25 protein-coding genes and 1 other RNA gene are annotated in these 26,199 nt (G+C 67.1%); 13 read left to right on the top strand and 13 right to left on the bottom strand.

All coding sequences use genetic code 11. From position 1 onward, the window contains the following. From ILT46_RS09405 to glmU, 3 genes are read right to left on the bottom strand one after another with little or no spacing between them, the layout of a single operon-like run. Entirely contained in the window at positions 1–279 is a 279-nt protein-coding gene (locus ILT46_RS09405; protein ID WP_199504387.1) for an HNH endonuclease, read from the bottom strand. Next, positions 266–823, bottom strand: a complete 558-nt coding sequence (locus ILT46_RS09400; protein WP_199504386.1) for a hypothetical protein — start codon at positions 821–823, stop codon at positions 266–268. The genes ILT46_RS09405 and ILT46_RS09400 overlap by 14 nt, the downstream gene beginning before the upstream one ends. Then, positions 820–2,175, bottom strand: a complete 1,356-nt coding sequence (gene glmU / locus ILT46_RS09395; RefSeq protein ID WP_199504385.1) for a bifunctional UDP-N-acetylglucosamine diphosphorylase/glucosamine-1-phosphate N-acetyltransferase GlmU — start codon at positions 2,173–2,175, stop codon at positions 820–822. The genes ILT46_RS09400 and glmU overlap by 4 nt, the downstream gene beginning before the upstream one ends. 71 nt (positions 2,176–2,246) lie before the next feature. On the opposite strand from glmU, the gene ILT46_RS09390 reads away from it, so the two are divergent. Both ILT46_RS09390 and ILT46_RS09385 read left to right on the top strand, forming a co-directional pair. After that, positions 2,247–2,942: an HAD family hydrolase gene (locus ILT46_RS09390; RefSeq protein ID WP_199504384.1), complete on the top strand. Its 696-nt coding sequence runs from the start codon at positions 2,247–2,249 to the stop codon at positions 2,940–2,942. Between the two features lie 81 nt (positions 2,943–3,023). Beyond that, entirely contained in the window at positions 3,024–3,959 is a 936-nt protein-coding gene (locus ILT46_RS09385; RefSeq protein WP_199504383.1) for an SDR family NAD(P)-dependent oxidoreductase, read from the top strand. 693 nt (positions 3,960–4,652) lie between these two features. Here ILT46_RS09385 and ILT46_RS09380 read toward each other — a convergent pair. From ILT46_RS09380 to ILT46_RS09365, 4 genes are read right to left on the bottom strand one after another with little or no spacing between them, the layout of a single operon-like run. Continuing rightward, positions 4,653–5,009, bottom strand: coding sequence for a DUF2794 domain-containing protein (locus ILT46_RS09380; protein ID WP_199504382.1), 357 nt, complete (start codon positions 5,007–5,009; stop codon positions 4,653–4,655). Beyond that, positions 5,009–5,710: a serine O-acetyltransferase EpsC gene (gene epsC, locus ILT46_RS09375; RefSeq protein WP_199504381.1), complete on the bottom strand. Its 702-nt coding sequence runs from the start codon at positions 5,708–5,710 to the stop codon at positions 5,009–5,011. Before epsC ends, ILT46_RS09380 begins: the two co-directional genes overlap by 1 nt. A 27-nt stretch (positions 5,711–5,737) precedes the next feature. Beyond that, positions 5,738–6,355, bottom strand: a complete 618-nt coding sequence (locus ILT46_RS09370; RefSeq protein WP_370592403.1) for an HdaA/DnaA family protein — start codon at positions 6,353–6,355, stop codon at positions 5,738–5,740. Between the two features lie 10 nt (positions 6,356–6,365). After that, positions 6,366–7,670 (bottom strand): heavy-metal-associated domain-containing protein, encoded by a 1,305-nt coding sequence (locus ILT46_RS09365; RefSeq protein ID WP_199504380.1) that lies wholly within the window; start codon positions 7,668–7,670, stop codon positions 6,366–6,368. A 69-nt stretch (positions 7,671–7,739) separates the two neighbouring features. Between ILT46_RS09365 and purM the strand changes: the two genes are divergently transcribed. The 3 genes from purM to ILT46_RS09350 are packed head-to-tail and all read left to right on the top strand — an operon-like array spanning position 7,740 to position 11,028. After that, complete coding sequence (gene purM / locus ILT46_RS09360) at positions 7,740–8,846, top strand: phosphoribosylformylglycinamidine cyclo-ligase (RefSeq protein ID WP_199504379.1); 1,107 nt, start codon at positions 7,740–7,742, stop codon at positions 8,844–8,846. A 9-nt stretch (positions 8,847–8,855) separates the two neighbouring features. After that, positions 8,856–9,815, top strand: a complete 960-nt coding sequence (purN, locus tag ILT46_RS09355) for a phosphoribosylglycinamide formyltransferase (protein WP_199504378.1) — start codon at positions 8,856–8,858, stop codon at positions 9,813–9,815. Between the two features lie 10 nt (positions 9,816–9,825). Next, complete coding sequence (locus ILT46_RS09350; protein ID WP_199504377.1) at positions 9,826–11,028, top strand: sulfotransferase family protein; 1,203 nt, start codon at positions 9,826–9,828, stop codon at positions 11,026–11,028. 12 nt (positions 11,029–11,040) lie between these two features. Here the strand turns inward: ILT46_RS09350 and ILT46_RS09345 are convergent, their stop codons facing one another. The 4 genes from ILT46_RS09345 to ILT46_RS09330 all read right to left on the bottom strand — a co-directional run bounded on the left by ILT46_RS09345 (position 11,041) and on the right by ILT46_RS09330 (position 13,748). Further along, positions 11,041–11,292 (bottom strand): YdcH family protein, encoded by a 252-nt coding sequence (locus ILT46_RS09345; RefSeq protein ID WP_199504376.1) that lies wholly within the window; start codon positions 11,290–11,292, stop codon positions 11,041–11,043. A 31-nt stretch (positions 11,293–11,323) separates the two neighbouring features. Next, positions 11,324–11,746 (bottom strand): nucleoside-diphosphate kinase, encoded by a 423-nt coding sequence (ndk, locus tag ILT46_RS09340; RefSeq protein WP_199504375.1) that lies wholly within the window; start codon positions 11,744–11,746, stop codon positions 11,324–11,326. A gap of 76 nt (positions 11,747–11,822) precedes the next feature. Continuing rightward, a complete protein-coding gene (locus ILT46_RS09335) occupies positions 11,823–12,263 on the bottom strand; it encodes a DNA polymerase III subunit chi (RefSeq protein WP_199504374.1) in 441 nt (146 codons plus the stop codon). 24 nt (positions 12,264–12,287) lie between these two features. After that, positions 12,288–13,748, bottom strand: a complete 1,461-nt coding sequence (locus tag ILT46_RS09330) for a leucyl aminopeptidase (protein ID WP_199504373.1) — start codon at positions 13,746–13,748, stop codon at positions 12,288–12,290. Positions 13,749–13,840: 92 nt separating this feature from the next. Between ILT46_RS09330 and lptD the strand changes: the two genes are divergently transcribed. From lptD to rsmA, 4 genes are all read left to right on the top strand, one after another. Next, positions 13,841–16,399 carry an LPS assembly protein LptD gene (gene lptD / locus ILT46_RS09325; protein WP_233397153.1) on the top strand — a complete coding sequence of 853 codons (2,559 nt, stop codon included), beginning with the start codon at positions 13,841–13,843 and terminating at the stop codon, positions 16,397–16,399. Between the two features lie 152 nt (positions 16,400–16,551). Beyond that, the gene (locus ILT46_RS09320; protein ID WP_370592405.1) at positions 16,552–17,901 is read left to right on the top strand and encodes a peptidylprolyl isomerase; all 1,350 of its coding nucleotides are present in this window, start codon (positions 16,552–16,554) and stop codon (positions 17,899–17,901) included. A 6-nt stretch (positions 17,902–17,907) separates the two neighbouring features. Continuing rightward, positions 17,908–18,900, top strand: a complete 993-nt coding sequence (pdxA, locus tag ILT46_RS09315; protein WP_199504372.1) for a 4-hydroxythreonine-4-phosphate dehydrogenase PdxA — start codon at positions 17,908–17,910, stop codon at positions 18,898–18,900. Beyond that, positions 18,897–19,709 (top strand): 16S rRNA (adenine(1518)-N(6)/adenine(1519)-N(6))-dimethyltransferase RsmA, encoded by an 813-nt coding sequence (gene rsmA / locus ILT46_RS09310; RefSeq protein ID WP_199504371.1) that lies wholly within the window; start codon positions 18,897–18,899, stop codon positions 19,707–19,709. Before pdxA ends, rsmA begins: the two co-directional genes overlap by 4 nt. Positions 19,710–19,712: 3 nt before the next feature. Here rsmA and ILT46_RS09305 read toward each other — a convergent pair whose 3' ends face one another. Then, a complete protein-coding gene (locus ILT46_RS09305) occupies positions 19,713–21,821 on the bottom strand; it encodes a malate synthase G (protein WP_199504370.1) in 2,109 nt (702 codons plus the stop codon). A gap of 143 nt (positions 21,822–21,964) precedes the next feature. On the opposite strand from ILT46_RS09305, the gene ILT46_RS09300 reads away from it, so the two are divergent. The 4 genes from ILT46_RS09300 to ILT46_RS09285 all read left to right on the top strand — a co-directional run bounded on the left by ILT46_RS09300 (position 21,965) and on the right by ILT46_RS09285 (position 25,798). Further along, entirely contained in the window at positions 21,965–23,176 is a 1,212-nt protein-coding gene (locus tag ILT46_RS09300; RefSeq protein WP_233397152.1) for a hydrolase, read from the top strand. Further along, a complete protein-coding gene (locus ILT46_RS09295) occupies positions 23,173–24,189 on the top strand; it encodes an arginine N-succinyltransferase (RefSeq protein WP_199504369.1) in 1,017 nt (338 codons plus the stop codon). Before ILT46_RS09300 ends, ILT46_RS09295 begins: the two co-directional genes overlap by 4 nt. Continuing rightward, positions 24,186–25,448, top strand: a complete 1,263-nt coding sequence (locus ILT46_RS09290) for an N-succinylarginine dihydrolase (protein ID WP_199504368.1) — start codon at positions 24,186–24,188, stop codon at positions 25,446–25,448. The genes ILT46_RS09295 and ILT46_RS09290 overlap by 4 nt, the downstream gene beginning before the upstream one ends. A 107-nt stretch (positions 25,449–25,555) precedes the next feature. Further along, a complete protein-coding gene (locus ILT46_RS09285) occupies positions 25,556–25,798 on the top strand; it encodes a hypothetical protein (RefSeq protein WP_199504367.1) in 243 nt (80 codons plus the stop codon). 45 nt (positions 25,799–25,843) lie between these two features. On the opposite strand, the gene ssrA is transcribed toward ILT46_RS09285, so the two are convergent. Then, positions 25,844–26,190, bottom strand: a transfer-messenger RNA (tmRNA) gene (gene ssrA, locus ILT46_RS09280). Between the last annotated feature and the right edge of the window lie 9 nt (positions 26,191–26,199).

The following is a 26,199-nucleotide window of genomic DNA, read 5'->3' as shown; positions in this document are numbered from 1 at the left end:
TCAGCGGGTCCGCGTCGGGGCGTGGAAATCGGGCGGCTTGCTCGCCACCCAGCCAACGAATTTCGCTACCGCCGCGCTAGTGAGCAATTGCTCGCGATCCTCGGCGATGCGCGCCAGTTGCGCATTGGTGAAACTGGCGTGGATCGTCTGATGGCAGATCGGGTGCAGCGGCACGACCAGTTTGCCCTTGCGCGATTTGGGCACCGGGTGATGCCACTGGATCAATTCGCCCAGCGGCCGCTCGCACAGCCAGCAGGCCGCCGGTTCAGCGCCCGCCATCGGCCCGCGCAGTTTCTTCGGTGAACAATGCGCCAGCCGTCGGCATCGCCTGCTCCGCCAGCGTCAGTTGCACCGCGATCGGCTTGATATCGTCGCATTTTTCAAGCGCCGCGAAGGCCCCGTTCTTCAGGACTACCACCCCGTCGCTGATCGCCGGTGCGTTGCCACCATCGTCAAAGCCGGTTCGGACCATCCGGCTGAACACGACATAGCGCGTGTCGCCATGGTCGAACGCGATCTGCGATTCGCCGCCGCCCGAATAGGCCACATTGGCGAACTGCCCGCCGGTCAGGCGGATTTCAGGCGCCCCTTTGCCGTAACGATATTCGGCCTTGCCGGGCCCTGCTGAACAGACCGCAATCCGCTTGCCCCCGTCCGCGCGGCAGGAAAACACCGTCTGCTGATCGCCTGGGCAATCGACCGGGTCGATGCCGCTGTCCGCCACTGGTGGCAGCGCAGTCTCGCCCTCAGGCGGCGCGGCGGTATCGCCCTGCCCGCAGGCGGCAAGCGCGGCCAGCGCCAGCGGGGCCAGAAAAAGCCTCATCCCTTCTTCTCCGCCTTCTTGCCCCGCATCGCGTCGTGGAACCGGTCGGCCCAGCCAGGCTTGATCAGCTGTTCGCCGCGCACCATCCGCATTTCGCCATCGGCGACATCGCGGCTGACCGCACTACCGGCCGCGACAATCGCATCCGCGCCGATCTTGACCGGGGCGATCAGCGCGGAATTCGAGCCGATGAATGCCCGCTCGCCGATCTCGGTACGGTATTTGAAATAGCCGTCATAATTGCAGGTGATCGTTCCCGCGCCGATATTGGCGCCGGCACCGATTTCGGCATCGCCCAGATAGGTCAGATGGTTGGCCTTGGCCCCCGCCCCTAAGACCGTGTTCTTCATCTCGACGAAATTGCCGATCTTGCTGCCCTGTTTCAGCACCGATCCGGGGCGCAGGCGGGCATAGGGGCCGATCTCGACCCCGTCTTCCAGTGTCGCCCCCTCGAGATGGCTGAACGCGCGGATCGTCACCCCGTCACCCACAGTGACCCCGGGGCCGAAAACAACGTTGGGCTCGATCGTCACATCGCGGCCGAGCACGGTGTCGAAGCTGAAAAACACGGTTTCGGGCGCCTTGAGGCTCGCGCCGTCCGCCATCGCTTCCTCGCGGCGGAATTCCTGCCACTGGCGCTCGGCCGCGGCGAGTTCGGCACGGCTGTTGATGCCCGCAACCTCGCCCGGCGCGTCGGTGCTGATGACCGCGCAATGGCGCCCATCCGCATTGGCGATATTGACCACATCGACGAGGTAGTATTCGCCTTGCGCGTTATCGTTGCCGACCCGCGCCAGCAGCGCAAACAGATCGGCGGCGCGGGCGGCCATCAGGCCCGAATTGCACAAGCGGCAGGCCCGCTCTTCCTCGCTCGCATCCTTATATTCGACCATCTTGGTGATCCGCCCGTCGGGCGCGGCGATGACGCGGCCATATTGCAACGGATCATCGGGTTCGAAACCGAGCACGACCACCGCTGGCGCATCATCGGCGTGGAGCCGGTCGAGCATCGCGCGCATCGTCTCCGGCCGGACAAACGGCACATCGCCGTAGAGGATCAGCACATCGCCGGAAAAGCCCGCAAGCGCCTCCTCAGCCTGTTGCACCGCATGGCCGGTGCCAAGCTGCGGTTCCTGCAAAACGGTGCTGGCGCGGCTTCCCAGGGCATTTTCGAGTTGGTCGCGCCCGGCACCCACCACCACCACGGTATCGGCCGGGCCGAGCTGTGCGACCGAGGCCAGCAGATGGTCGAGCATGGCGCGTCCGGCAATCGGATGCAGCACCTTGTGCAGATCGCTTTTCATGCGCGTGCCCTTGCCCGCGGCAAGGACGATGGCGGCAAATTCGTGCATGGTCTCTCCTTGGCGGCGGCCATGCCACCATTCGCTTGCGGTTTGAAGAACCATCGGCCACGCCGGCGCGCATGGCGGATTTTCCTTTCGACATTGTCGGCTTCGATCTCGACGGCACGCTGCTCGAAACGCACCGCGATCTCGGCGCCGCGGTCAATCATGCGCTGGCGCTGGGCGGCTTTGCGCCGGTCCCGGTCGAGCACGCGCAGGACCTGATCGGCGGCGGAGCCAAGATCATGCTTCAGCGCGCAATTGACGATCAGGGGGGCCTGCCGGACGAGGAGTTCCGCCCGCTCTACAAGGCGATGCTGGCCTATTACGGCGCGCATAATGCGGTACATACGCGGCCCTATCCGGGGGCCGAGACGGCACTTGATTATCTCGCCGCGCGCGGGGTGAAGCTGGCGGTGGTGACCAACAAGTTCGAGAGCTTTGCCGTGCATATCCTCGACCAGCTGGGCCTCGCGGCTCGCTTCGGCGCGGTCATCGGCGGCGATACTTTGGGGCCAGGCCGCGCCAAGCCCGCGCCCGATCCGCTGCACGAAATGATCGCACGCCTGGGCGGCGGGCGCGCAGTGTTCATCGGCGACAGTTCGTACGACGTGATGGCCGCGCGGGCCGCCAATGTCCCGGTGATCGCGGCTGCCTATGGCTATTGCGACGAGCCGGCGGCAGAACTCGGCGCGGATGCGGTGATCGATTCGTTCAGCCAGCTTATCCCGGCGCTCGAAGCGCTCACCATGCCGCTACGGAACCCGCCGGGCTGACAGCTTGCGGTTGCCAGCACGGCGCGGATGTGCGACCGCTCCGCTTGACCTTTACGTAAAGCTGACAGCGAGGATTTTCCCATGACCATCTCGTTCAAGGACAAGGTAGCGATCGTCACCGGCGCGGGCGGCGGGCTCGGGCGCGAATATGCGCTCGAACTGGCACGGCGCGGCGCGAAGGTGGTGGTCAACGACCTCGGCGGTGCGCGTGACGGCACCGGTTCGTCGGATGCGGCCGCGCAGGTGGTGGCCGAAATCGAGGCTGCCGGCGGCGAGGCGATGGCCAATGGCGGCTCAGTCACCGAATATGAGCAGATGGAAAAGATGGTTGCTGACGCCAAGCAGAAATGGGGCGGCGTCCACATCCTGATCAACAATGCCGGCGTGCTGCGCGACAAGACCTTCGCCAAGATGGAGCCGGCCGATTTCGAATTCGTCGTCAAGGTCCACCTGACCGGCTCGGCCTTCGCCACCAAGGCGGTGTGGGAAACCATGCGCGAACAGGCCTATGGCCGTATCCTGATGACCGCCAGCAGCACCGGCCTGTTCGGCAATTTCGGCCAGGCCAATTACGGCGCCGCCAAGCTGGGTGTTGCCGGCCTTACCAAGACGCTGCAGCTCGAAGGGGCGAAATACGGCATCAAGGTCAACACGCTGTCGCCGGTGGCGGGCACGCGGATGACGCAGGACCTGTTTCCCGAAGAAGCGTTCAAGCTGTTCGATCCGGTCAATGTGGTGCCGGCCGCGCTGTTCCTGGTCAGCGAGGATGCACCGTCCAACGCCATCGTTGGCGCGGGCGCCGGCGGCTTCCACTCGGCCTGGGTGATGATGAACGACGCCGTCTGGCTGCGCGACGAGGACCGCACGGTCGAAGGTTTCGCCGCCAATTGGGACAAGATCAGCGCGCAGAACAATCTTCGCGCGCCGCAATCGGGCAGCGAACAATCGGCCGCGATCCTGAAAGCGATGCAGGAAGTGCTCGGCCCCGACGCCGCGCCTAGCAGCGCGCGGGGCTAAGCGCGCCGCTTGATTGACGTTGGCCGGCCCCGCCGCCACCCTCGCCTAGGACAAGGGTTGCGGGGGGCCGCCAGTGTATTCGAACGATGATCTCAATTCGGCAGTCGCCGCCGGTGCGCTGAGCGCTGAGGCGGCTGACGCGCTGCGCGCCCATATCGCAGTGCAGCGGCAGGCACCCTTGCAGGACGAGGAAAACTTCCGCCTCGTCACCAGCTTCAACGACATCTTCGTCACCATCGGGGTGATCATCCTGCTGATTGCAGTGGGTCGATCGTCGCTGCGGCGATGCCCAACGAAACCGGCGCGAGCCTCCTCAACACCGCATTATCGGTCGGGATGCCGGCAGCGGCGATCGCGGCGACCGCGTGGGGTCTGGCGGAAATCTTCACCCGCAGGCCGCGGATGGCGCTACCCTCGATCGTGCTGCTGCTGGCCTTTGCCGGCGCCGCCTACCTCGCCGTGGGGAGTGTGGTGGCGTTGCCCGTGTTCGCCATCGCTGGTGAAAATCTGACGGCCGGCAATCAGGCGCTTTCCGGCCAGCAATCCGCCGGCCCCGGCACAGCCGCGTTGCTGCTCGCCGCGACACTGACAGCGCTGCTGGCGCAACGCCGTCCTCTCCCGTCTGCCGGAAAGCTGGCGGACAGTCCTGCCACCCCCCGCTCTGGTTCCGGCAGCCGCCGGCCAAGCCGCGACTTAATCGGCGACTGCCTTGACCAGCCGCCGTTCGAGCGGGGCAAGCACGCCGGCAAGGTCATGCCCGCGCTTGAGCATTTGCCCATGTTCGCCGAGCAAGGCCCACATCCCCTGCCGGCTCCGCAGCGCTGGCCGCTTCTCGATCCGTGCCTGGGGCCGTTCGGCGGTGCGCCGGAAGGCGGAAAATACCGCCGCTTCGCGGGTAAAATCCATCGCGTAATCGCGCCATTGTCCGGCGGCCACCATGCGACCGTACAGGTCGAGAATGCGTTGCAGTTCAGCCCGCTCGAAACCAACCTGAAGGGCCTGCCCGCGCGGCGTGAAGGGCACGATGGTGTCGCCCGGCGAGCACCCCATCAATCGCCCGCCCGTCTGCGTCTGGCGGGTTTGCCCCCGCCCTGCTGCGCGGCACGCAGTTCGGCTACCTCGCCCCGCAAGGCCTTCAACTCGGCCTCGAGCTTTTCGAGGCTGTCGCGGCTCGGCTCGCAAGGGTCGTCGCACGGGGTGCCATAGGGCATGAACTCGCGCAGCCAGGTTTCGACCGGCACCAGCGTGGAGCGGGCCTTGAGGCCGATCATCGTCGCGCCTTCGGGCACATCGTCGGTCACCACGGCATTGGCCCCGATCCGGGCCCGCGCGCCGACATGGATCGGGCCGATCACCTGGGCACCGGACCCGATGATGACATTGTCGGCCAGCGTCGGGTGCCGCTTGCCTGCCTTGCCATTGGTCGGGTTCGTCCCGCCCAGCGTCACGCATTGATAGATCGTGACATTGTCGCCGATCTCGGCGGTTTCACCGATCACGGTGAAGCCATGATCAATGAAGAAATTGCGGCCGATTTGCGCGCCGGGGTGAATGTCAATCGCGGTCAGCATCCGCGACAGATGGTTGATCAGCCGGGCCAGAAAGAACAGCCGGGCGTGATAGAGCCAGTTCGCCACGCGGTGGAAGCCGAGCGCCCAGACCCCGGGATAGAGCAAGATCTCCCAGCGCGAGCGCGGCGCCGGATCGCGCGCGCGTATGGAATCGAGATAGCGGATCAGCCCGGCAAACATCGCGTCATATCTCCCACCACAGGCCCGTCAAAGCAAGCGCGGCTGGAGCATCCCTTGCACGCCCTCCAGCGCGTCGCGGCACAGGCCGACGCCCGCCGGAACCTTGCGTTCGAGGCTGAGCCGGTCGATCGCGGCGATCAGCGCCTCGATCCCGGCATGGGTGCGGTGAATGCGCGGCAGCAGATAGGCGCGCGCCTCCTCGCTAAGCACCAGCCCGCGCCGTTCGGCGTGGTGTGCTATCAGGCCGGCAGCCAGCGTATCGTCCGGTTCGGAAATTTCGAGTTGAAGCGCAGCTCCCAGCCGCGAGCGCAGATCGGGCAGTGCGATTTCCCACGGCTGGCGGTCGGTTATGAGCAGCAAATAGCCGCCATCCTGCTGGACCGCATTCCAGCGGTGGAACAGGCGCGTTTCGTCCCACCCGTCGGCCCCGTCGATCGCCGCGCACTCCGGCTGCGCTGCGAACCAGCCGGCGAAGAGCGACTTGCCCGCGCGAGACGGCCCGGCCAGCACGGCAGTGCGATAGGGCCAGCGCGACGGATCGGCCAGCGCGTCGGCAACCGTGCGATTGGCCGCGCCGAGCACGATCCGTTCGCCTTGCCCGGCCGGCTGCGCGGCAAAAGGCAGGATCGTCTGGCGCGGCGCCACTTGCGCGGCCTCAGCGGCTGACGGACAGGATGTTGCCGCTGCGCGAGACGGTCAGCCCGCGCGCCCGCAGCGCGTCGGCAAGCGCACCGACTTCGCCGGCATACATCACGCTGAAGACCGAGGTGCCGCCCAGCGCAAGACTGCTGGTCGCCGCCGCGCGGACCCCCGCAGCGCCGCGAATGGCGCCCAGAATCGTATCGGCCGCCGCCGCGTCGGGCGTCGCTGCCTGGATCGTCACCCCTTGCACCGGTACAGCCGCCGGCGCGGGCTCCGTGCTTGTTTCCGGTCCTGCAGCAGCCGCCGCATCGCGCCGCGCGCGCTCGGCCGCAGCGGCCGCCGCCGCGCGGTCCTGCGCCTGCGCAGCGCGGCCATATTCGACCAGCGCGGCAATCGCCGGGTCGAGTTGCGGTGCGCCCATATCGAGCGTTGGATCGGGTGCCAGCAACCCGTCGGCGAGCGCGCGGCCATAGATCGCGTCGATCCGCTGGACGGCATCGCCCAGCATCGCCGGCAGTGCTGCATCGTTGGCTGCCGTCAGGCGAAAGCTTTCGAGGAAGCGGTTATCCGGTCCGTAGCGCGCGGTGAAGGTGCCATCGATCGGGCCGCCGGGATAACGATGCTGGAGATGCGCGACCGGGATCAGCACATCGGAGGCGCCAAAGGTGTCGAGCACGGTGCGCCACCACGTCCGGCTACGGCGCCCTGTCTGCCCCGCCGTCACCAGCAGCGAATCCCCGCCCGCACCCGAGGCGCGGACATAATCGATCCGCCCGCTGCCGGCCTGAAATTCGGCCCAGGCGCGCTGCCAGGGATTGCGCGTCTCATAGACCGTTGCCACCCCACCGCTGATCTGCACCGGTACCAGCAGCAGCGGTGCCGAGCGCGCCGCCTTGCCATCGCCGCCGAGGTAGGATGCGGCCCGCTGCCGGTCGAACACCACGCCCAGTGTGGCGATATAGCGGCGCGGGCCGATCTGTTCGCGTTCGACCACGATGGCCGAGACCAGCGAGGACAGTTCGCCATCGCCGATTGCCGGCCCGCCAAGCTTCTGCCAGCCCAGCCGGGCGGCTTCTTCCCACCCCTTTTCCCGCGCAGCCTGCGCGTTGTCGCCGCGCACATCGACCTTGATCCCGCCGACATTGATGTCGCGGCTGACCGCCACCGGCGCGATCCCGCGTTCGGCCGAGACCTGCGCCACCAGCGCCCGCGCGCCGAGTACGGCCAGCGCCAACACGGCAAGCACCGCCAGCACCGCCGCAATCATGCGGGCGGGCGAGCGGCCTGAGGCAGCGGGAAAGGCGAGGGTCATGGCCATCGGGGAAACTGGCGGCCTTTTGCCCAAAGGCCGATGGAAATCCAAGCGCGAAAAGGCTAGCGCGCGGCCATGTCCTCCAACAATTCCCCTCCGGCGCATTATTCCTACGAAGGCGCGGGCGTTTCGATCGCCGCCGGCAACGCTCTGGTCAGGGCGATCGGCCCGCTAGCCAAGGCGACCGCCCGACCCGGCGCCGATGCCGAGCTGGGTGGGTTCGGCGGCTTCTTCGACCCGCGTGCCGCCGGCTATGCCGATCCGCTGCTGGTCGCCGCCAATGACGGCGTCGGGACTAAGGTCAAGCTGGCGATCGACCACGACCGGCACGACACGATCGGCATTGATCTCGTCGCAATGTGTGTCAACGACCTGATCGTACAGGGCGCCGAACCGCTGTTCTTCCTCGACTATTTTGCCACCGGCAAGCTCGATAACGGCGTAGCAGAGCGCGTCGTTGCCGGCATCGCCGAAGGCTGCAAGCTGGCCGGCTGCGCGCTGATCGGCGGAGAGACCGCCGAAATGCCGGGGATGTACGCGGCGGGCGATTACGACCTTGCGGGCTTTTGCGTCGGCGCGGTTGAGCGCGGCGAGCAATTGACCGGCAGCAAGGTCGCGGCGGGCGATGTGCTGCTGGGTCTGGCCAGTTCGGGGGTCCATTCGAACGGCTATTCGCTGGTCCGTCGCATGGCGGACGATCTCGGCTGGAAGATGACGCGCCCGGCCCTGTTCGATCAGGACCGGCTGCTGATCGATACGCTGATCGAACCCACCCGCATTTACGTCCGCAGCCTATTACCGTTGATCCGTGCGGGGCGGATCAATGCGCTGGCGCACATCACCGGCGGCGGCCTGCTTGAAAATGTGCCGCGCGTACTGCCCGAAGGCCTCCATGCGCGGATCGATGCCGATGCCTGGCCGCAGCCGCGGCTGATGGCGTTTCTCCAGGCGCAGGGGGGCATCGAGCCGGCAGAGATGGCGCGCACCTTCAATTGCGGCATCGGCATGGTGCTGGCGGTGCCGGCCGACGGGGCAGAGGCGCTGGCCGCCGATCTGGCCGCTGCGGGCGAGACGGTGTTTGCCATTGGCACAATCGTCGCGGGCGAGCGCGGGTGCACCGTCAGCGGCGGGGCGGAAAGCTGGTCGGCCCGCGCCCCGTGGAACGCCGTGCACCATGCCTGAGCGCGGCTGATGCAGCGCGCGCGTGTCGCGGTGTTCCTGTCGGGCCAGGGGAACACCTTTGCCGCTCTGCTTTATGCCAGCCGCCTGCCCGGCGCGGCGTACGAGATCGTGCTGGCCGCAAGCAACGATCCCACTGCCCCCGGCCTTGCGCTGGCCGCCGGAGAAGGCGTGCCGACCTTCGCCCTCTCGCATCGCGGGACGGACCGCGCCGCGCATGACGCCGCCATGTCGCAAGCGGCGGCCGATGCCGGCGCCGATCTGATCGCGCTTGCGGGGTACATGCGCGTGCTCGGACCGGCTTTCGTGGCACGGTGGCAGGGCCGGCTGGTCAACATTCATCCCTCCCTGCTGCCACTTTATCCGGGGTTCGACACCCATGCCCGCGCACTAGCAGCGGGCGACAGCCATGGCGGGGCGACGGTGCACTGGGTAACCGACGAGCTCGATGCGGGCGAGGCGCTCGGCCAGATCCGCGTGGCCATTACCGCCGGCGACACGGCCGAGAGCCTCGCCGCGCGGGTCAAGCTGGCCGAACAGCAGCTCTATCCGGCAATGTTGAGCGAGATTGCGCGCCGTCCGTTCGATGCGGGCTGGCTGCTGGCACAAGTGCGCGCCAGGGCGCTCGCCTTGCCCGAGACGGAAGAGCGCGACAGCCACGGCGCGCCGGGGTTCCGCACGGGCGGCAAGAGCGGCAAGTTCTTCGCCTATTTCAGCGATCAGCATCACGGCACGCCGTATGTTTCTGTACTGTGCAAGACCTCCGGCCCGGACGAACTGGCGGCGCTGGTCGAAAGTGATCCGGATGTGTTCCATCGCCCGGCCTATTACGGCGCGAGCGGTTGGGTCGGGCTGATCCTCAACCGGCCGGACCTCGATTGGGCGCAGGTCGATTACTGGCTGGCACGCAGTTGGCGCGCGGTCGCGCCGCGGCGGCTCACCACGCTGCTTGACGCGGCGGACGCGTTCTAGATAGCGCCCGATGCCGCCGCCACGGCACCACCCCCTCGCCCGCGCGCCGCTGGTCGATCGCGGCAATCGCTTGCTCGCCCGCGCCTGGCCCAAAGGCTGGCTGGCTGTGCCGCCGCTCGACCCGCCCGCGCTGTGGGCCAAGGCCAGCAAGGGTTTCTCGCCTGATGATGAGAGCGCCGGACGCAGCGCCGTCGAGGTGGCGGATTTCCGGCTGCGGCTGGAGAAGTTGGCCGGCTCCGCCGCGGCGGAAGCGCAGCTCAACCCGGTGGGCCTCGCCGCCGCGCATGGGCAGTTGGTCCGCGCGATCCGCCAGCGACTGGCGCTTGGGCGGTTGTGGCGCGCGCGGCCCGATCTGCCGGCCACAATGCTCGCGCCGCCGATCCTCGTCGTCGGCCAGATGCGCGCCGGGACCACCCGGCTGCATCGTCTCTTGGCGGCCGACCCGGCCCACGTGGCGACGCGATTTTGCGATAGCTGGAACCCGGTGCCGCAGCGGCCCGATCTGCGCCCCCTGCGCGGCGCAATGGCGCTTGCCCTGGGGCGTCTGGCCAATCCCTGGCTCGATACGCTGCACCCCTTCGGCGCCAGCGAGCCTGACGAGGAACTGGGCTGGCTGGCCGCCGCGCTGGACCACGCAACCTACGAAGCACAATGGCGTATCCCCTCCTTCGTCGCGTTCAGCGAAGCGCGCGATCCTGCGCCGGTCTATGCCGAATTTGCACGCATTCTGGCGACTGACGCCGGCTGGCATCGCAACTCCGCGCAGCCGCGCGTGATGAAAGTGCCGCAATTTGCCGAGGACCTAGCCGCCGTGCTGGCGCGCTTTTCCGATGCGCGCGTTGTCGTCGCACGGCGCGATCCGGCGGCGGTTCATGCCAGCGCCTGTTCGCTGGTGGCCAATCAGATGGCGATGCAATCGGACGCGGTGGACCTGGCCTGGCTCGAGCAGGAGTGGCACCGCAAGGCGGCGCTGCGCGAAGCGCGCATGGAAGCGGCGCTGGCGAAATTCACCGGCCCGGTCGCGGTGGTGGAATATGACGTTGTCAGTGACGATTGGCAGAGCGCCATGCGCGGCATCTACAGCGCGCTGGGCCTCGCCTTCACACCCGCCGCAGCGGCCGGCATGGCGCGGGTCATGCGGGCGGGCGACGATGCCGCGCATCGCCGCCACGCCGATAGCTTGCGCCACTTCGCCGCCCAGCGCCCCGGCTGAGCGGCTGTGGGATCAGGCGCTCGTGCGCGCCTTGGCGACGATGCCGGCAATCTCGTCGACCAGCGCGAGCCGCTGCTTCTTCAACTCTTCGGTCCGCTCGTCGGATGCGGCCTCGACCTCGCTCTCGATGCGGTGAATCTCGCGGTTCACCTCGTGATAGCGGTCAGCCAGGTTGGCGTAATGATGGTCTTCCATCTTCAGCCGGTGAAGGATGGCGTGATCCTCGGGGAACTCATCGGCTAATTCGTGCGGGGTATGCGACATCGGTGATCTCTCTCGTCTGTCTGGTGCCGAATTAACCGACGATTTCGTCATCGGTGAAGAAGAAGGCGATTTCCTTCGCGGCGTTCTCGTCCGAATCCGAACCGTGGACCGAATTGGCCTCGATGCTCTCGGCAAAGCTCTTGCGGATAGTGCCATCGGCCGCGTCAGACGGGTTGGTCGCGCCCATCACGTCGCGGTTGCGCTTCACCGCATCTTCCCCTTCGAGCACCTGCACGACCACCGGGCCGCTGGTCATGAAGTCGCACAATTCGCCATAGAACGGACGTTCCTTGTGCACTTCGTAGAAGCCTTCGGCCTGCTCGCGGGTCATCTGGATGCGCTTGCTGGCAACGACGCGCAGGCCGGCATCTTCCAGCATCTTGGTGACCGCACCGGTCAGATTGCGGCGTGTGGCGTCGGGCTTGATGATCGAAAAGGTGCGGGTGGCCGCCATCGTGGTGTCCTTGTCTGGAGAAATAGGGGAGTGAATATCGCGCGCGCCCCTAGCCGCGTTTGCCCCTTCCGGCAAGTCACGCAACCTTGACCCAGCGGCCCCCATCCTGACGGTAAAAGGCCCGTTCCAGCCCCTCCGCCCCGTCGAGCCCGCGCCAGCAGGCGCGCGCCGCTTCGATCGTCGCTTCGCCGAACAGCAGGAACGCGCGGGCAAAGCCGTCGGCCGCCCGGCAGACGCCGTCGGCGAAGATCACATGGCTCGCCCCGTTGGCAGGGGCACCCGCAAGTTCCTTCGCGATCAGCACTGGCTGGCGCGCATCGTGCGGACCGCCCGCCTGCCCATTGGCGAGGAAGCTCCCCTCGCCCGCATCCCACAGCGCGGCGCTGATGGCCTCGCGCAAGGCTGCGTCGCCGGCCACCACCAGCAGCCGCTCGCCCTCGGCCAGTACGCGCCCGGCAATCAGCGCGACGACCTTGTCAGCCGGGTCGCGCTCCAACTGCCAGAAATCGGCTTTCACGCCGCGCGACCCCGGCCCACCCGTTCAGCCGCCGAGCGCGTCGCGGACATAGCGGTCGATCAGCCGCACGCCGTAACCCGTGGCGCCCTTGTCCCAAGTCGCCCCGGCCTTGTCGGCCCAAGCCATGCCGGCAATGTCGCAATGCGCCCAGGGGAGGCCATCGCGGATGAAGCGCAGCAGGAACTGCGCTGCAGTGATCGACCCGGCCTGACGCGGGCCGACATTGCGCATATCCGCAATCGGGGAATCGATCAGCTTGTCGTAGGCCGGGGCGAGCGGCATCCGCCACAATTTGTCGCCGCTGGCGACGCCGGCCAGCAGCAGTTTTTCGGCCAGCGTCTCGTCATTCGAGAACATCCCGGCCTGTTCGTTGCCGAGCGAAATCACCATCGCCCCGGTCAACGTGGCGAAATCGACAATGGCTGAAGGGCTATAGGTCTCCTGCGTCCAGTGAAGTGCATCGCACAGCACCAGCCGGCCTTCCGCGTCGGTATTGATCACCTCGATTGTCTGACCCGACATCGAGGTCACGACATCGCCCGGCCGCTGCGCATTGCCGTCGGGCATGTTCTCGACCAGCCCCATCACGCCCACGACATTGGCCTTGGCCTTGCGGCGGGCGAGCGCCAGCATCCCGCCGGCCACCGCGCCCGCGCCGCCCATGTCCCACTTCATTTCTTCCATGCCCGGGCCAGGCTTCAACGAAATGCCGCCGGTATCGAAGGTAACGCCCTTGCCGACGAAGGCCATCGGCGCGGCGCCCTCGGCCCCGCCCTGCCAGCGCAGCGCCAGCATCCGCGAGGCGCGGCGAGAACCCTGCCCGACCCCGAGCAGCGCCCCCATGCCGAGCGCGCCCATTTCATCCTCGTCGAGTACCGTGATTTCGACTCCCGTTCCGGCAAAGCGCTCGCGGCAGCGTTCGACGAAGCTTTCGGGGTAGATCACGTTGCCCGGTTCGGTGACGAGTTCGCGGGTAAATTCGACCCCGTCGGCCACTGCCGAGGCATCCGCCCATGCGGCATCCGTGCCATCGGGCACGCCGACAACGGTGACGGCGGCGAGCGTCACCTTCTGCTCGTCTTTCAACTTGGTGCGATATTTATCGTATCGCCAACTCCGCAGCCGCAGACCAAGCAGCATCGCCGCCGCCTGTTCGGGTGACAGGCCGCTATTGCTGAGGTCGAGCGCCAGCTCCTTTTCGCCCGAGGTGAGATATTTCGCCGCCAGCGCAGCGCCCGCTTTTTCCAGCAGCGGCAGGCGCTCCTTCTCGGTCGCTGCGCCCACCCCGACCAGCGCCAACCGGTGGACCGCGCCGCCGCGTTCGACGAACCCGTCGAACACCTGCCCGGCCTTGCCGGTAAAGCGCGCCGCCTTGGCCCCGTCGCGCAGCGCCGGTTCCAGTTCGGGCGGCAGCGTATCGAGCAGCACCGGCAGCGCGATGGTGCGGATGGACGCGGGGACGGATTGGGCGAAGGTGAAGTCCATGGATGCTCCGGCAGAGATAGCGGGAATGGGCGGCCGGCAAGGCGCGCGCGATGGCGATTGCGATTAGGCGGCACCGGTGCGATAGGCAAGCCATGCTGCCGCCTTCCGCGCGCTGGTCTCGCGCGATCCGCTCCTCCGCTCTTCTCGCCGCCAGCTGCGCCGCCTTCGCCTGCGCGCTCGCGGCGCGGCCCGCCATGGCGCAGGAAGGGGCGGCCACCGGTATGGGCACCGCGACCCAGCCCGACGGGCAGACACAGCGCCGCGGCGAGGCGGCCGAGGTGGCCGAAACGCTGGCTCCGCCCGTGGCGGCCGAGCCCGCCCCGGCGGCCCCCGATACTACCGGCCTCCCGCGCCCCAGCGGCGAGAACGAGGTCGCGTTTGCGGCGGATTCGATCGAATATGACAGCAATTCCGAAGCGGTCACCGCGCGCGGCAATGTGCTGCTGCGCAATCGCGATCGTACCGTGCGCGCCGATGGCGTGCGCTGGAACCGCGATAGCGGCTTGATCGAAAGCGAAGGCGAGGTCGTGATCGCCGACGGCACGGGGCGCACGCTGCGCGCCGATCAGGTGATCTGGAACAGCCGCACCGGCGAAACGGTCGGCACCGGCAATGTCCTGATCGGCGACGGGCAGGACCGGTCGGTGCGCGCCGACCGGGTGGAATGGAACCAGCAGACCGGCGACATCACTGGCACAGGCAATGTCCGACTGGTCGATGAAAACGGCAACCAGCTCTTCACCGAACGGGTCACGCTGAACGAGGATTTCGACGCCGGCGCGATGGACGATCTGCTGATCGCGCTACGTGCAGGCGGTCGGCTCGCAGCCGAGCGGGGAACGCGCGCGGCGGGTGGCGCGATCACGCTGGAAACCGCCGCCTATTCGGGCTGCTCGGTGGTCGATGCGGAAGGCTGCGACAAGCGGCCCAGCTGGCGCATCACCGCCGACTGGGTGACCTATGATCCGGCAACCTCGCGTATCCGGTTCAGCGGGGCCTTCTTCGAGCTGTTCGGCGCACGGCTGCTGCCGTTGCCGGGCCTGGCGATACGCACCGATGGCCGGGCAAGCACCGGTTTTCTGCTGCCCGACATTCGTTTTTCCCAGTCCAACGGGCTCGAGCTGGCGGGCAGCTATTACTGGCGGCTGGCACCCAATCGCGACCTCACGCTGGCCGGCTATCTGTTTACCGAAGCGCCGCCGATGGTGTCGGGCCAGTATCGCCAGTTGGCCGATCGGGGGGCATTCCAGATCACGGGTTACGCCACGCATAGTGCGCGGATCGACCCTTTCGGCAATCCCTTGGGCACCAGCGAGCGCGATGTACGCGGCTATCTGTTTGCGAATGGACGGTTCCAGTTCGACGAAAAATGGAGCTTTGACAGCTCGGTTCGCTTCGCAACAGACCGCACCTTCTTGCGCCGCTACGACATTTCGCGGGACGACCGGCTGCGCTCGGTCGCCCAGCTGGAGCGGATCAGCGCCACCTCCTACTTCCAGCTCGCCGGCTGGGCCACGCAGACGCTGCGGATCGGGGTCGACCAGGGGCAAGTGCCGCTGGCGCTACCGGCAATCGACTATCGCAAGAGGATCATCGATCCGTGGCTGGGCGGGACGGTCGAATTGCAGGCCAACAGCCTCGCCATCTTCCGCAGCGCGGGGCAGGATACGCAGCGTGCCTTTGCGGGGGCACGGTGGGATTTGCGGCGGCTCACCCCGCTCGGTCAGGCGCTGACGCTGACCGCGCTGGTGCGCGGCGATGTCTATCATTCCGACGAGAATGACCGCACCGCAACCGCGATCTATCGCGGCGAGGAAGGCTGGCAGACCCGCGCCGTGGCGCTGGCGGCGGCCGATCTGCAATGGCCGTTCGCCGGCTCGCTGCTGGGCGGGACGCAGGTGTTCACCCCGCGCGTCCAGCTCGTCGTCAGCCCGCCGATCCGCAATCTCGCCGTTCCCAACGAAGACGCACGGGCGATCGACCTCGAAGATTCGAACCTGTTCGCGCTCAACCGCTTTCCCGGCTACGACCGGGTCGAGGAAGGGCCGCGGGTGACCTACGGTTTCGACTGGCAGCTCGAACGGCCGGGCTGGCGGGTGAAGACGACTTTCGGCCAGTCCTATCGTCTCAATTCGGAGCCGACCATCCTGCCGGACGGCACCGGCCTGTCCGACCGGCTGTCGGATTTCGTCGGCCGCACCGAGCTGCGCTTGCGCGATTTCGTGCGCTTCACGCACCGCTTCCGGCTCGACAAGGATAATCTGGCGATCCGCCGCAACGAAGTGGACGCTACGGTCGGCACCACCCGCACCTATGGCGAGATCGGCTATTTGCGGCTCAACCGCGACATTACTCGGACGATCGAGGATTTGCAGGACCGCGAGGAGCTGCGCCTTGCCGGACGGGTCGCCTTCGCCAATTACTGGTCGGTATTTGGCTCCGGCGTGTTCAATCTGACCGATCGGGAAGAGGATCCCGGCCTCACTTCCGACGGGTTCGAGCCGCTGCGCACGCGGCTGGGTGTGGCCTATCGCGACGATTGCCTCGAAATGGGGCTTACCTGGCGGCGCGATTATTTCGAACAGGGCGATGCCCGGCGCGGCAACACCTTCCAGCTGTTCTTTTCGCTGCGCAATCTGGGTTTCCGGTGACCGCGCGGCGTGGCGATTGGCACCGCACGGGAAAGCGGCTATCGGCAGCGCGGCCGGTAGCACTCAGCTTGGGTTCAGCCGCTGCGCGGCAGTCGCCGCGGGCAATCGGGCAGCCCGCGCTGTCCTCTCAACGATAGGTTTTGCGTGTGATTATCAAGCGTCTTGCCACTTTCGCCGCCTCTGCCGCCTGTCTCGCACTGGCCGGCGCACCGATTGCCGTTCAGGCACAGGACGCAGCGACCGCGAGCGCGCCTGAAGCCAACCCGCTGAACCTGCCGGCCAATCCGCAGATGCTCGGCACCCGCGATCCCAACCTTCGCACGGCGACGGCGGTGGTCAACGGTTCGGTCATCACCGGAACCGACATCGATCACCGCGTGGCGCTGGTGGTCGCGGCGAGCGACGGCCAGATCGCCGACAGCGAACTGGCTCGCTTGCGGATGCAGGTGCTGCGCAACCTGATTGACGAGACCCTGCAGATTCAGGCCGCCAAGGCGCAGGAGATCGAGGTTCCGCAAGCGGATATCGATCAGACATATGCCCGCGTCGCGGCACAGAATTTCGGGCAGGATGTGGCCGCGATGGACGCGCATCTGCGCTCGATCGGGTCGTCGCCAGCTTCGCTCAAGCGGCAGATTGAAGGGGAGCTCTCGTGGCAGCGCCTGCTGCGCCGCAACATCCAGCCCTTCGTCAACGTCTCGGAAGATGAAGTGCGCGAATTGCTCCAGCGGCTCGAAGCGTCGCGCGGTCAGGAGGAATACCGGCTGGGCGAAATCTATCTGTCGGCGACCGCCGAAAACGCCGCGCAGGTTCAACAGAATGCCCAGCGGATCATCGAACAGCTACGCCAGGGCGGCAGCTTCATCGCCTATGCCCGCCAGTTTTCCGAAGCCTCGACGGCCGCGGTCGGTGGCGATCTCGGCTTCGTGCGCCCGGCTCAGCTGCCGAGCGAACTGGCGGTGGCCGCGCAATCCATGCAGCCCGGCCAGGTGGTCGGCCCGATCGCCATCCCGGGCGGGTTCTCTATCCTCTACATGATCGACCGCCGGCAGGTGCTGACCGCCGATCCGCGCGATGCGGTGCTCAGCCTCAAGCAGATCTCGATCAGCTTCGAACCCGGCATGACCGAGGCGCAGGCACAGGGGCGCGTGCGGCAGTTCAGCCAGATGGTCCAATCGATCCGCGGCTGCGGCGATGTCGAACGCGCCGCCGCCACGATGGGGGCGCAGGTCGTCGCCAATGACGAGTTGCGCGCGCGCAGCTTGCCCGAACAGTTGCAGGCGGCGATGCTGCAATTGCAGATCGGCCAGACCACGCCGGCGTTCGGCTCGGTCGAGGACGGTGTCCGGGTGCTGATGCTGTGCGGCCGCGACGATCCGGAGCAGAGCGCCGGCCCCAGCTTCGACGCGTTGATGCAGCAGCTCGAGGAAGACCGCGTCAACAAGCGCGCGCAGCGTTATCTGCGCGACCTGCGGAACGACGCGATCATCGAATATAACTGACCTGCCTTGCGCCCGCTCGCGCTCTCGCTCGGCGATCCGGCCGGTATCGGGCCGGAACTGATCTGCGAGGCATGGGCGGCCCGGGCATCGGGTGATGTGCCGTTCGCCGCGATCGGCGGCGCCGGGGTGCTGCGTGCAGCCGCCGCAGCGTGCGGGCTGGACGTACCGATTGCCGCGATTACCGACCTCGATCAGGCGGCAGCCGCCTTTCCGGCCTCTTTGCCTGTGCTCGGCGCTGAGGACGGCACTTATACGCCCGGTCTCCCAAACAAGGCCGGCGCAGCGCTGGCGCTGGCTTCGCTCGATCATGCGACCGCGTTGGTGATCAGCGGGGCAGCGGCGGGGCTGGTCACTGCCCCCGTCGCCAAGGCGCACTTGGCGGGGGTTGGCTTCACCCATCCCGGGCAGACGGAATTCCTCGCCGCCGCCTGCAGTTTACCCGCCGAGGACGCAGTGATGATGCTCGCCGGGCCGAGCCTGCGCGCGGTGCCGCTCACCGTCCACCTCCCTTTGAGTGCAGTCCCGAGCGCGCTCTCCGCCGAGCTGATCGTCCATCGCGGTCGGATCGTCGCGGCTGCGCTGGCGCGCGATTTCGGAATCCTGGCGCCGCGCCTCGCTGTTGCGGCGCTCAACCCGCATGCCGGCGAGGATGGCCGGATGGGCGATGAAGAGGCGCAGATCATCACGCCCGCCATTGCACGCCTCAGGGCGGAGGGGATCGACGTCACCGGGCCGCACCCCGCCGATGCGCTGTTCACCCCCCGCGCGCGGATCACTTACGACGTGGCGCTGGCGATGTATCACGATCAGGCATTGGTGCCGCTGAAGGCGCTCGATTTCGACGAGGGCGTCAATGTTACGCTGGGATTGCCTATCGCGCGCACCAGCCCCGATCATGGCACGGCGTTCGATATTGCCGGCCAGCGCCTCGCGCATCCGGGCGCGATGATCGCTGCCATCCGCATGGCTGCTGCCATTGCCCAGCGGCGGGCGGCGTGATCGAACTTCCTCCTTTGCGCGAAGTTATCGCCCGACATGGCCTGTCGGCGTCAAAAGCGCTCGGGCAGAATTTCCTGTTCGACGAGCAGTTGCTCGCCCGGATCGCTGCCATCCCGGGCGATCTTGGCGGGGTGCAGGTGCTAGAGATCGGCCCTGGCCCGGGCGGCCTCACCCGCGCCCTCTTGCGCGCAGGGGCCGACGTCACCGCGATCGAGATGGACCGCCGCTGCCTGCCCGCGCTCAGAGAACTGGAGACTGCCTTCCCCGGCCGGCTGCGCGTTCTGGAAGGCGATGCCACGCGCATCGATGCCGGCATCACCGGGCCATTCCATGTCGTTGCCAACTTGCCCTACAATGTCGGCACCGCGCTGCTGGTCGGCTGGCTGGGAGGCGAGGCCTGGCCTCCGCAATGGGCCAGCCTGACGCTGATGTTTCAGCAGGAGGTCGCCGAACGCATCGTCGCCGCGGCCGGCAGCTCGGCCTATGGCCGATTGGCGGTGCTCGCCCAGTGGCGCAGCCACGCGCGCCTCGCGATGAAGGTCCACCGGAGCGCATTCACGCCGCCGCCCAAGGTCATGAGCGCCGTGGTCCACATCACCCCCGCCGCGATGCCCGAGGGCGTGTCCGCGCGCGCATTGGAGCGCATCACAGAAGCTGCCTTTGGCCAACGTCGCAAAATGCTGCGGCAGAGCCTCAAATCGGTCCCCGGCGCGCTGCCTGCGCTGGACAGCCTCGGCATCGACCCGCAACGCCGCGCCGAAACGCTGAGCGTCGCGGAATTCGTCGCGATCGCCCGCGCGCTCCGCTAAAGGTCAGCCCGCCTTGGCGATTTGCCGCCAATGGTGGAGCAGCGGCTCGGTGTAGCCGGATGGCTGCTCCGCGCCGTTGAAAATCAGGTCCAGCGCCGCGCGGAATGCCGGCCCATTCTCGTTGCCGATCAGAGCCACATAGGCCGGGTCGCCGTCATTCTGCGCATCGACCTTGGCCGCCATGCGCCGCAGGCTGTCCATCACCTGCTCGTCGCTGCACACGCCGTGCAGCAGCCAGTTGGAGAGGTGCTGGCTGGAGATACGCAAAGTCGCCCGGTCCTCCATCAGCCCCACATCGTCGATATCGGGGACCTTCGAACAGCCGACGCCCTGATCGATCCAGCGCACCACATAACCAAGAAGCCCTTGGCAATTATTGTCGAGCTCGGCCCGGATTTCGTCAGCGCTCCAGTTGGTGCCGGCTGCGACGGGGATGGTCAGCAGTGCGTCCAGACCGGGAGCCGGTGGCAAATGTTCCTGCGCGGCGAACACGTCGACCGCATGATAGTGCAGCGCGTGGAGCGTGGCGGCGGTCGGGCTTGGCACCCAGGCGGTGTTGGCACCGCTGCGCGGATGCGCGATCTTCTCGATCATCATGGCGCCCATCCGGTCAGGCGCCGCCCACATCCCCTTGCCGATCTGCGCCTTCCCCGACAGTCCGCAGGCAAGGCCAATGGCGACATTGCGTGCCTCGTAGGCGGTGAGCCAGTCGGAACCCTTCATCGCTGCCTTGCGAACCATCGGCCCGGCCTGCATCGACGTATGAATCTCGTCCCCGGTGCGGTCGAGAAATCCGGTATTGATGAACACGATGCGGTCCCGGACAGCGTGAATGCAGGCGGCCAGATTGGCGCTGGTGCGCCGTTCCTCGTCCATCACACCAACCTTGATGGTATAGCGTGGAAGTTCTAGCAGGTTTTCAACTGCGTCGAACAAGTCATTGGTAAAAGCGCACTCTTCCGGCCCGTGCATCTTCGGCTTTACGATATAAATGCTGCCAGTGCGGCTGTTGCGCCAGCGCCCCTCCCCCGCGACGTCGAGCGCGCCGATGGCAGCGGTGATCGCCGCGTCCATGATCCCTTCGGGAATATCGCTGCCATCGGCGAGCCGGATCGCGGGGCTCGTCATCAAATGGCCGACATTGCGTACGAACAGCAGGCTGCGACCCGGCAGGCTGGCAGCACGCCCCACCGGATCGGTATAGGACAGGTCGCTCGCAAGCTGCCGGGTAAGCGTGTCTCCACCCTTGGCAAAGGTGTCGGTCAGATCGCCGCGGATGACTCCGAGCCAGTTGCGATAGGCTGTAAGCTTGTCAGCCGCATCCACCGCCGCGACCGAATCTTCCAGATCGACGATGGTGGTAAGGGCAGCTTCCAGCAGAACATCGGAAATGCCCGCCGGATCGCTCTGCCCGATCGCGCTGTCAGGGTCGAAGCGGACCTCGATGTGAAGACCGTTGTGGCAGAACAGCCGGCCAGCCGCCGTCGCGCCGACATATTGCGACGGGTCGGAAAGCGCGATGCCGCCATCGTTCGGCGCGGCAAGATCGCGCCAACTTGCCCCCTCTGCCAGCGGCACCGCCCGGTCGAGGAAGTCGCGGGCCGCCGCGATCACCGCCGCGCCGCGCACAGGATCGTACCCGCCATGCCGGGCCGCCGGCGCATCGGGCAGCGCGTCGGTGCCGTAAAACGCATCGTAAAGGCTGCCCCAGCGGGCATTGGCGGCATTGAGCAGGAATCGGGCGTTGAGCACGGGCACGACCAGCTGCGGCCCGGCAAGGCTGGCAATCTCGCGGTCGACATTGGCGGTGCCGATGGTGAACGGTGCCGGTTCGGGCACCAGATAGCCGATCTGTTCCAAGAACGCGCGATAGGCTGCCGGATCGTGCGGCTGGCCGCGGTGGGCCTTGTGCCAGCCGTCAATCTCGGCCTGAAGCGCCTCGCGCCGCGCGAGCAAGGCGCGGTTCCGCGGCACGTAGTCGGCCAACAGGCCCGCAAAGCCCTCCCAGAACGCGGCCGGATCGTGGCCACCGGCTTCCAGCACCTCACGTTCGACGAACGCGGCCAGCGCCTCGTCGACTTGAAGCCCGCTGCGTGCGACCATTGTGCTCATGAAGTCCCCTTTTTCGTCCGGCGCGCAGCCGGCGTAATCCTTGCCATCGTGCCCGGGGAGGAGGCGAGCGGGCTATGGGCAAATCGGGGGCAAAACGCAACCGGGCTTGGCCCGGTGCGGCCCGGCGGCTAACGCAGCGCGCGATGGACCCGACCAGCGACCTCGCCGCCCGTCTCGCCGCGCCGCTCGATGGCGCGGTCATGCTGGAGCAGGTGCTGGGGTGGAGCGCGATCAATACCGGCACCGGCAACCTCGACGGGCTGGGGCGGCAATGGGAGGCGCTGGCCGAGGCCTTCTCGGCGCTGCCCGGCACGCTTGAGGCGGTGGCCCCTGCCCCCGTCACCGCGATTGCCCCGGATGGCAGCGCGGTCGAGCAGTCCAATGGCGATCACCTGGTGCTGCGGGTGCGACCCGACGCTCCGCGCCGGCTGCTTCTCACCGGCCATATGGACACGGTGTTCCCCGCCGCCCATCCGTTCCAGCAGCCGGTTCGCCTCGACGATAACACGGTGAACGGCCCCGGCGTGGCCGACATGAAAGGCGGCATCGCGGTGATGCTCCACGCGCTGCTCGCCTTCGAAGCGAGCGGGGATGCAGACCGCATCGGCTATGACGTGCTGCTCAATTCGGACGAGGAAACCGGCTCGCTTGCATCTGCTGCGCTGATCGAAACACTGGCGCGCGGAAAATATGCCGCACTGACCTACGAACCTGCTGCCCTGCCAGATGGCACGCTCGCCCATGCGCGCGGGGGCACGGGGAATTACGCGGTGATCGTTCGCGGACGTGCCGCCCATGCCGGGCGCAACCCCGGGGATGGACGCAATGCGCTGGTTGCGGCGGCCGCGCTGGCGGTGGGGTTGAAGCACGGCGAGGAGGGCGATTGCCCGGTCAACCCCGCGCGGATCGACGGCGGGGCGGCGAACAATGTCGTGCCCGACAATGCCGTGCTGCGGTTCAACATCCGCCCGCGCTCGCCCGACGCTTCGGCCCGGTTCGATGCGCGGCTGGCGCGGCTCGTAGCCGATGTCGCGCAGGCGCACGAGGTCACGCTTCATGTCCATGGCGGCACCACCCGCCCGCCCAAGCCGGTCGATGCCCGCGCGCAGAACCTGTTCAACCTGGTCCGCCAATGCGGCGCGATGCTAGGGCAGGAGATCGGCTGGCAACCCTCGGGCGGAGTGTGCGACGGCAACAACATCGCCGCCTGCGGCGTGCCGGTGGTCGACACGCTGGGCGTGCGCGGCGGGGCGATCCATTCGTCCGACGAATATCTCATCACCCCCTCGCTGACCGAGCGCGCGGCCCTGTCCGCGCTCCTGCTCCATTCGCTTGCCACCGGAGATCATCTGTGACCTTCCGCCTGCGTTCGGCTCATGCCGACGATCTCGAACACCTCTATGAAATGGCCAAGCTGACCGGCGGCGGGTTCACCAATCTGCCGCCCGACCGCAAGGCGCTCGCCGCCAAGCTCGAGCGCGCCGATGCCGCCTTCGCCCGCGACGAGAACAGCGTGGCTGATGAGCAATTCGTGTTGGTGATGGAAGATTCCGAAACCGGCGCGATTCGCGGTACCTGCCAGCTGATGAGCCAGGTGGGCCAGAAGTGGCCGTTTTATTCCTATCGCAAGACCACGCTGACCCAGCATTCGGAAGAGCTGGGCCGCACCGTACGCGCCGAAATGCTGAACCTTGTCACCGATCTCGAAGGGTCGAGCGAGGTTGGCGGGCTGTTCCTCCACCCCGGTGCGCGCGCGGGCGGGCTGGGCCTGCTGCTCGCCCGCAGCCGGTATCTGTTTGTCGCCATGCACCGCGCGCGCTTTGCCGACCGCATCCTGGCCGAATTGCGCGGCATCATCGACGAACGCGGCGGCTCGCCCTTTTGGGACGGGGTCGCCGGCCGGTTCTTCGGGATGAGCTTCCAGGAGGCCGATTATTTTAACGCCATCAATGGCAATCAGTTCATCGCCGACCTGATGCCCAAGCATCCGGTCTATATCGCGATGTTGGATGACGAAGCGCGCAAGGCCATCGGGATGCCCCACCCCTCGGGCCGGGCGGCGATGCGGATGCTGGAGGATGAAGGCTTCGCGTTTGAGGATTACCTCGACATTTTCGACGGCGGCCCGACGATGACGGCGCGGACCGACAACGTCCGCTCGATCGCCGCCGCCCGCGCAGGAAAACTGGTGGCGACCGATCTGGACGAAGGCGACAAGGCGATCCTCGCCGCCGGGCGGCTGGGCACGTTCCGCGCGTGCTATGGCCTGCGCTCGCTGGCAGCCGATGGTACGCTGGCGATCAACCCTGATGCGGCGCGCATCCTGCAGCTCGAACCGGGCGAGACGGTGTGGAGCGTCGCCCGATGAGCGCGCCGGGCGCGCTGGTCGAAATCAATTTCGACGGCATTGTCGGGCCGAGCCACAATTATGCGGGGCTGAGCCTCGGCAATCTCGCGGCGACCAGCCATGCGGGCGATGTATCCTATCCGCGCGCCGCCGCGCTTCAGGGTTTGGCCAAGATGGAGGCCAACCGCGCGCTGGGGTTGGCACAGGGGTTTTTCGTCCCGCTTCCCCGCCCGAACGATGCACTGCTAGTGCAACTAGGCGCGGACGAGCGGGCAGAGCGCGCGCTGCGGGCGGCTGCCTGGTCCGCCAGTGCGATGTGGACCGCCAATGCCGCAACGGTCAGCCCGGCGCCCGACACAGGGGACGGGCGCTGCCATCTGACGCCGGCGAACCTCGTCACTATGCTCCACCGCGGGCAGGAATGGCCCGACACGACGCGACAACTGGCGCTGGCCTTTGCCGACGAACGGCATTTCGTCCTACACGCGCCCGTTCCGCCCAGCTTCGGCGATGAGGGCGCGGCGAACCATATGCGGCTGACCGAGGCGCATGATGATCCGGGGATCGAGGTATTCGTCTTCGGCCGCAGCGGCGGACGCTTCCCCGCCCGCCAGCATGAACAGGCCAGTCGCGCGGTAGCCCGGCTGCACCGGCTGGATCGGGCGCGGACCGTGTTCCTCGAACAGAACCCCGAGGCGATCGCGGCGGGCGCGTTTCACAACGATGTAGTTGGCGTCGCCAATGGCCGCGTGCTGTTCACTCACGAACGGGCCTTTGCCGACCAGCAGGGCGCCTATGCCGCGATCCGCGCTGTCTTCCCCGCGCTGGAAGTGGTCGAGGTGGCCGACAGCGAAGTCAGCCTCGCCGAAGCGATCCGCACCTATCTGTTCAACGCCCAGCTTCTGACATTGCCGGACGGAACGATGGCGCTGGTAGTGCCCAGCGAATGCGCCGAGAGCGCGGCGGTTTCGGCCTGGCTCGACCGGATGGTGGCCGGCAACGGGCCGATTGCGCGGGTGATCCCGGTCGATGTCCGGCAAAGCATGGCCAATGGCGGCGGGCCGGCCTGCCTGCGCCTCAGGGTGGTGGCCGATCCGCGCACGGTGGATCCGCGATTCCTGCTCGACGATGCCAAGGCGCAGCGGATTGGCAATGTGCTAGACGAGCATTGGCCCGAAACCATCGCGCCGGGCGAGATCGGCGATCCCCACCTCGCCCGGCGGGTGCGCGCAGCGCGGTTGTCCCTGCTCAACGCGCTCGACCTCGAGACGCTCGCCTGACCCGTCGGGATGGCTTACAATCCCGCCTGCGCTTAACCATTGGAAACCCCGCAAAACTGCGTCTGGCACGGGCTTTGCTGGGGCAAAGTGTTAACGGGATTTCGCAGATGCTCGCAAAGATCAGCCGACTGTTTGTCATCAAGACCCGCTGGGAGGCCTTTCTGATCATTTACGCCCTGGCCCTTGGCGCGGTCGAGCGTGGGCAGGTCTATCTTGGCCAATATCCAGGTTTCGGCGGCAAGCTGCTGTTCCTTGCCTGCACTGGCTCGGTGTTTCTGGCCGGCGCGAAAATCCTTGATTGCCTGAAATACGAACAGGCGGCGACCCAACCTGCCGAACCCGGAACCTGAAAAAGGAAGGTGGGGGTTTCTGTTGCTACGTACCCCCGGACGCCCGGTTTCCGATTCTGTTACCCGGTTCGGTCCGAACCGTGCTCAAGTCTTTGTAAGATCAGGCCGTTAAGCCGTCAGATTACGCAGCAAGAGCAAGTGCTTCGTTGTCGTTGGCACTTGTGTGTTGTGAGCCTTGAACGGGTTACTCAGCCCGGGCAAAAACACTGTCTTTCAACGCACGTCGATCCTGGTTCGGCCCCGTCATGCCCCCCGCCGCAACGGAGGAGATGGTGGAGCCGCCGGGTACTGCCCCCGGGTCCGTTGCATCTATTGCACAGCGCAGTTTATCGCCATATCCGGCCGAAGCCGGCACCGCCCCATATAGGCGATACCGGCTTAATGTGAAGTGACCGTGGCGC

Origin of the sequence: Qipengyuania sp. YIM B01966 (assembly GCF_016461955.1) — a bacterium.
Lineage (GTDB): Bacteria > Pseudomonadota > Alphaproteobacteria > Sphingomonadales > Sphingomonadaceae > QFOP01.
Note: the sequence above shows the minus strand (reverse complement) of the source record. Positions and strands in the feature narration are given on the sequence as shown.

What these genes read in the sequence shown, in the direction of transcription:
- ndk (WP_199504375.1), bottom strand. Translation starts at nt 11,746, where the DNA reads ATGGCGGCCACCCGCACCTTTTCGATCATCAAGCCCGACGCCACACGC.
- ILT46_RS09305 (WP_199504370.1), bottom strand. Translation starts at nt 21,821, where the DNA reads ATGAGCACAATGGTCGCACGCAGCGGGCTTCAAGTCGACGAGGCGCTG.
- ILT46_RS09345 (WP_199504376.1), bottom strand. Translation starts at nt 11,292, where the DNA reads ATGTCGCATACCCCGCACGAATTAGCCGATGAGTTCCCCGAGGATCAC.
- lptD (WP_233397153.1), top strand. Translation starts at nt 13,841, where the DNA reads ATGCTGCCGCCTTCCGCGCGCTGGTCTCGCGCGATCCGCTCCTCCGCT.
- purN (WP_199504378.1), top strand. Translation starts at nt 8,856, where the DNA reads ATGCAGCGCGCGCGTGTCGCGGTGTTCCTGTCGGGCCAGGGGAACACC.
- ILT46_RS09365 (WP_199504380.1), bottom strand. Translation starts at nt 7,670, where the DNA reads ATGGCCATGACCCTCGCCTTTCCCGCTGCCTCAGGCCGCTCGCCCGCC.
- ILT46_RS09330 (WP_199504373.1), bottom strand. Translation starts at nt 13,748, where the DNA reads ATGGACTTCACCTTCGCCCAATCCGTCCCCGCGTCCATCCGCACCATC.
- ILT46_RS09285 (WP_199504367.1), top strand. Translation starts at nt 25,556, where the DNA reads ATGCTCGCAAAGATCAGCCGACTGTTTGTCATCAAGACCCGCTGGGAG.
- glmU (WP_199504385.1), bottom strand. Translation starts at nt 2,175, where the DNA reads ATGCACGAATTTGCCGCCATCGTCCTTGCCGCGGGCAAGGGCACGCGC.
- epsC (WP_199504381.1), bottom strand. Translation starts at nt 5,710, where the DNA reads ATGTTTGCCGGGCTGATCCGCTATCTCGATTCCATACGCGCGCGCGAT.
- purM (WP_199504379.1), top strand. Translation starts at nt 7,740, where the DNA reads ATGTCCTCCAACAATTCCCCTCCGGCGCATTATTCCTACGAAGGCGCG.
- ILT46_RS09390 (WP_199504384.1), top strand. Translation starts at nt 2,247, where the DNA reads ATGGCGGATTTTCCTTTCGACATTGTCGGCTTCGATCTCGACGGCACG.
- ILT46_RS09400 (WP_199504386.1), bottom strand. Translation starts at nt 823, where the DNA reads ATGAGGCTTTTTCTGGCCCCGCTGGCGCTGGCCGCGCTTGCCGCCTGC.
- ILT46_RS09380 (WP_199504382.1), bottom strand. Translation starts at nt 5,009, where the DNA reads ATGGGGTGCTCGCCGGGCGACACCATCGTGCCCTTCACGCCGCGCGGG.
- ILT46_RS09300 (WP_233397152.1), top strand. Translation starts at nt 21,965, where the DNA reads ATGGACCCGACCAGCGACCTCGCCGCCCGTCTCGCCGCGCCGCTCGAT.
- ILT46_RS09385 (WP_199504383.1), top strand. Translation starts at nt 3,024, where the DNA reads ATGACCATCTCGTTCAAGGACAAGGTAGCGATCGTCACCGGCGCGGGC.
- ILT46_RS09405 (WP_199504387.1), bottom strand. Translation starts at nt 279, where the DNA reads ATGGCGGGCGCTGAACCGGCGGCCTGCTGGCTGTGCGAGCGGCCGCTG.
- ILT46_RS09350 (WP_199504377.1), top strand. Translation starts at nt 9,826, where the DNA reads ATGCCGCCGCCACGGCACCACCCCCTCGCCCGCGCGCCGCTGGTCGAT.
- ILT46_RS09290 (WP_199504368.1), top strand. Translation starts at nt 24,186, where the DNA reads ATGAGCGCGCCGGGCGCGCTGGTCGAAATCAATTTCGACGGCATTGTC.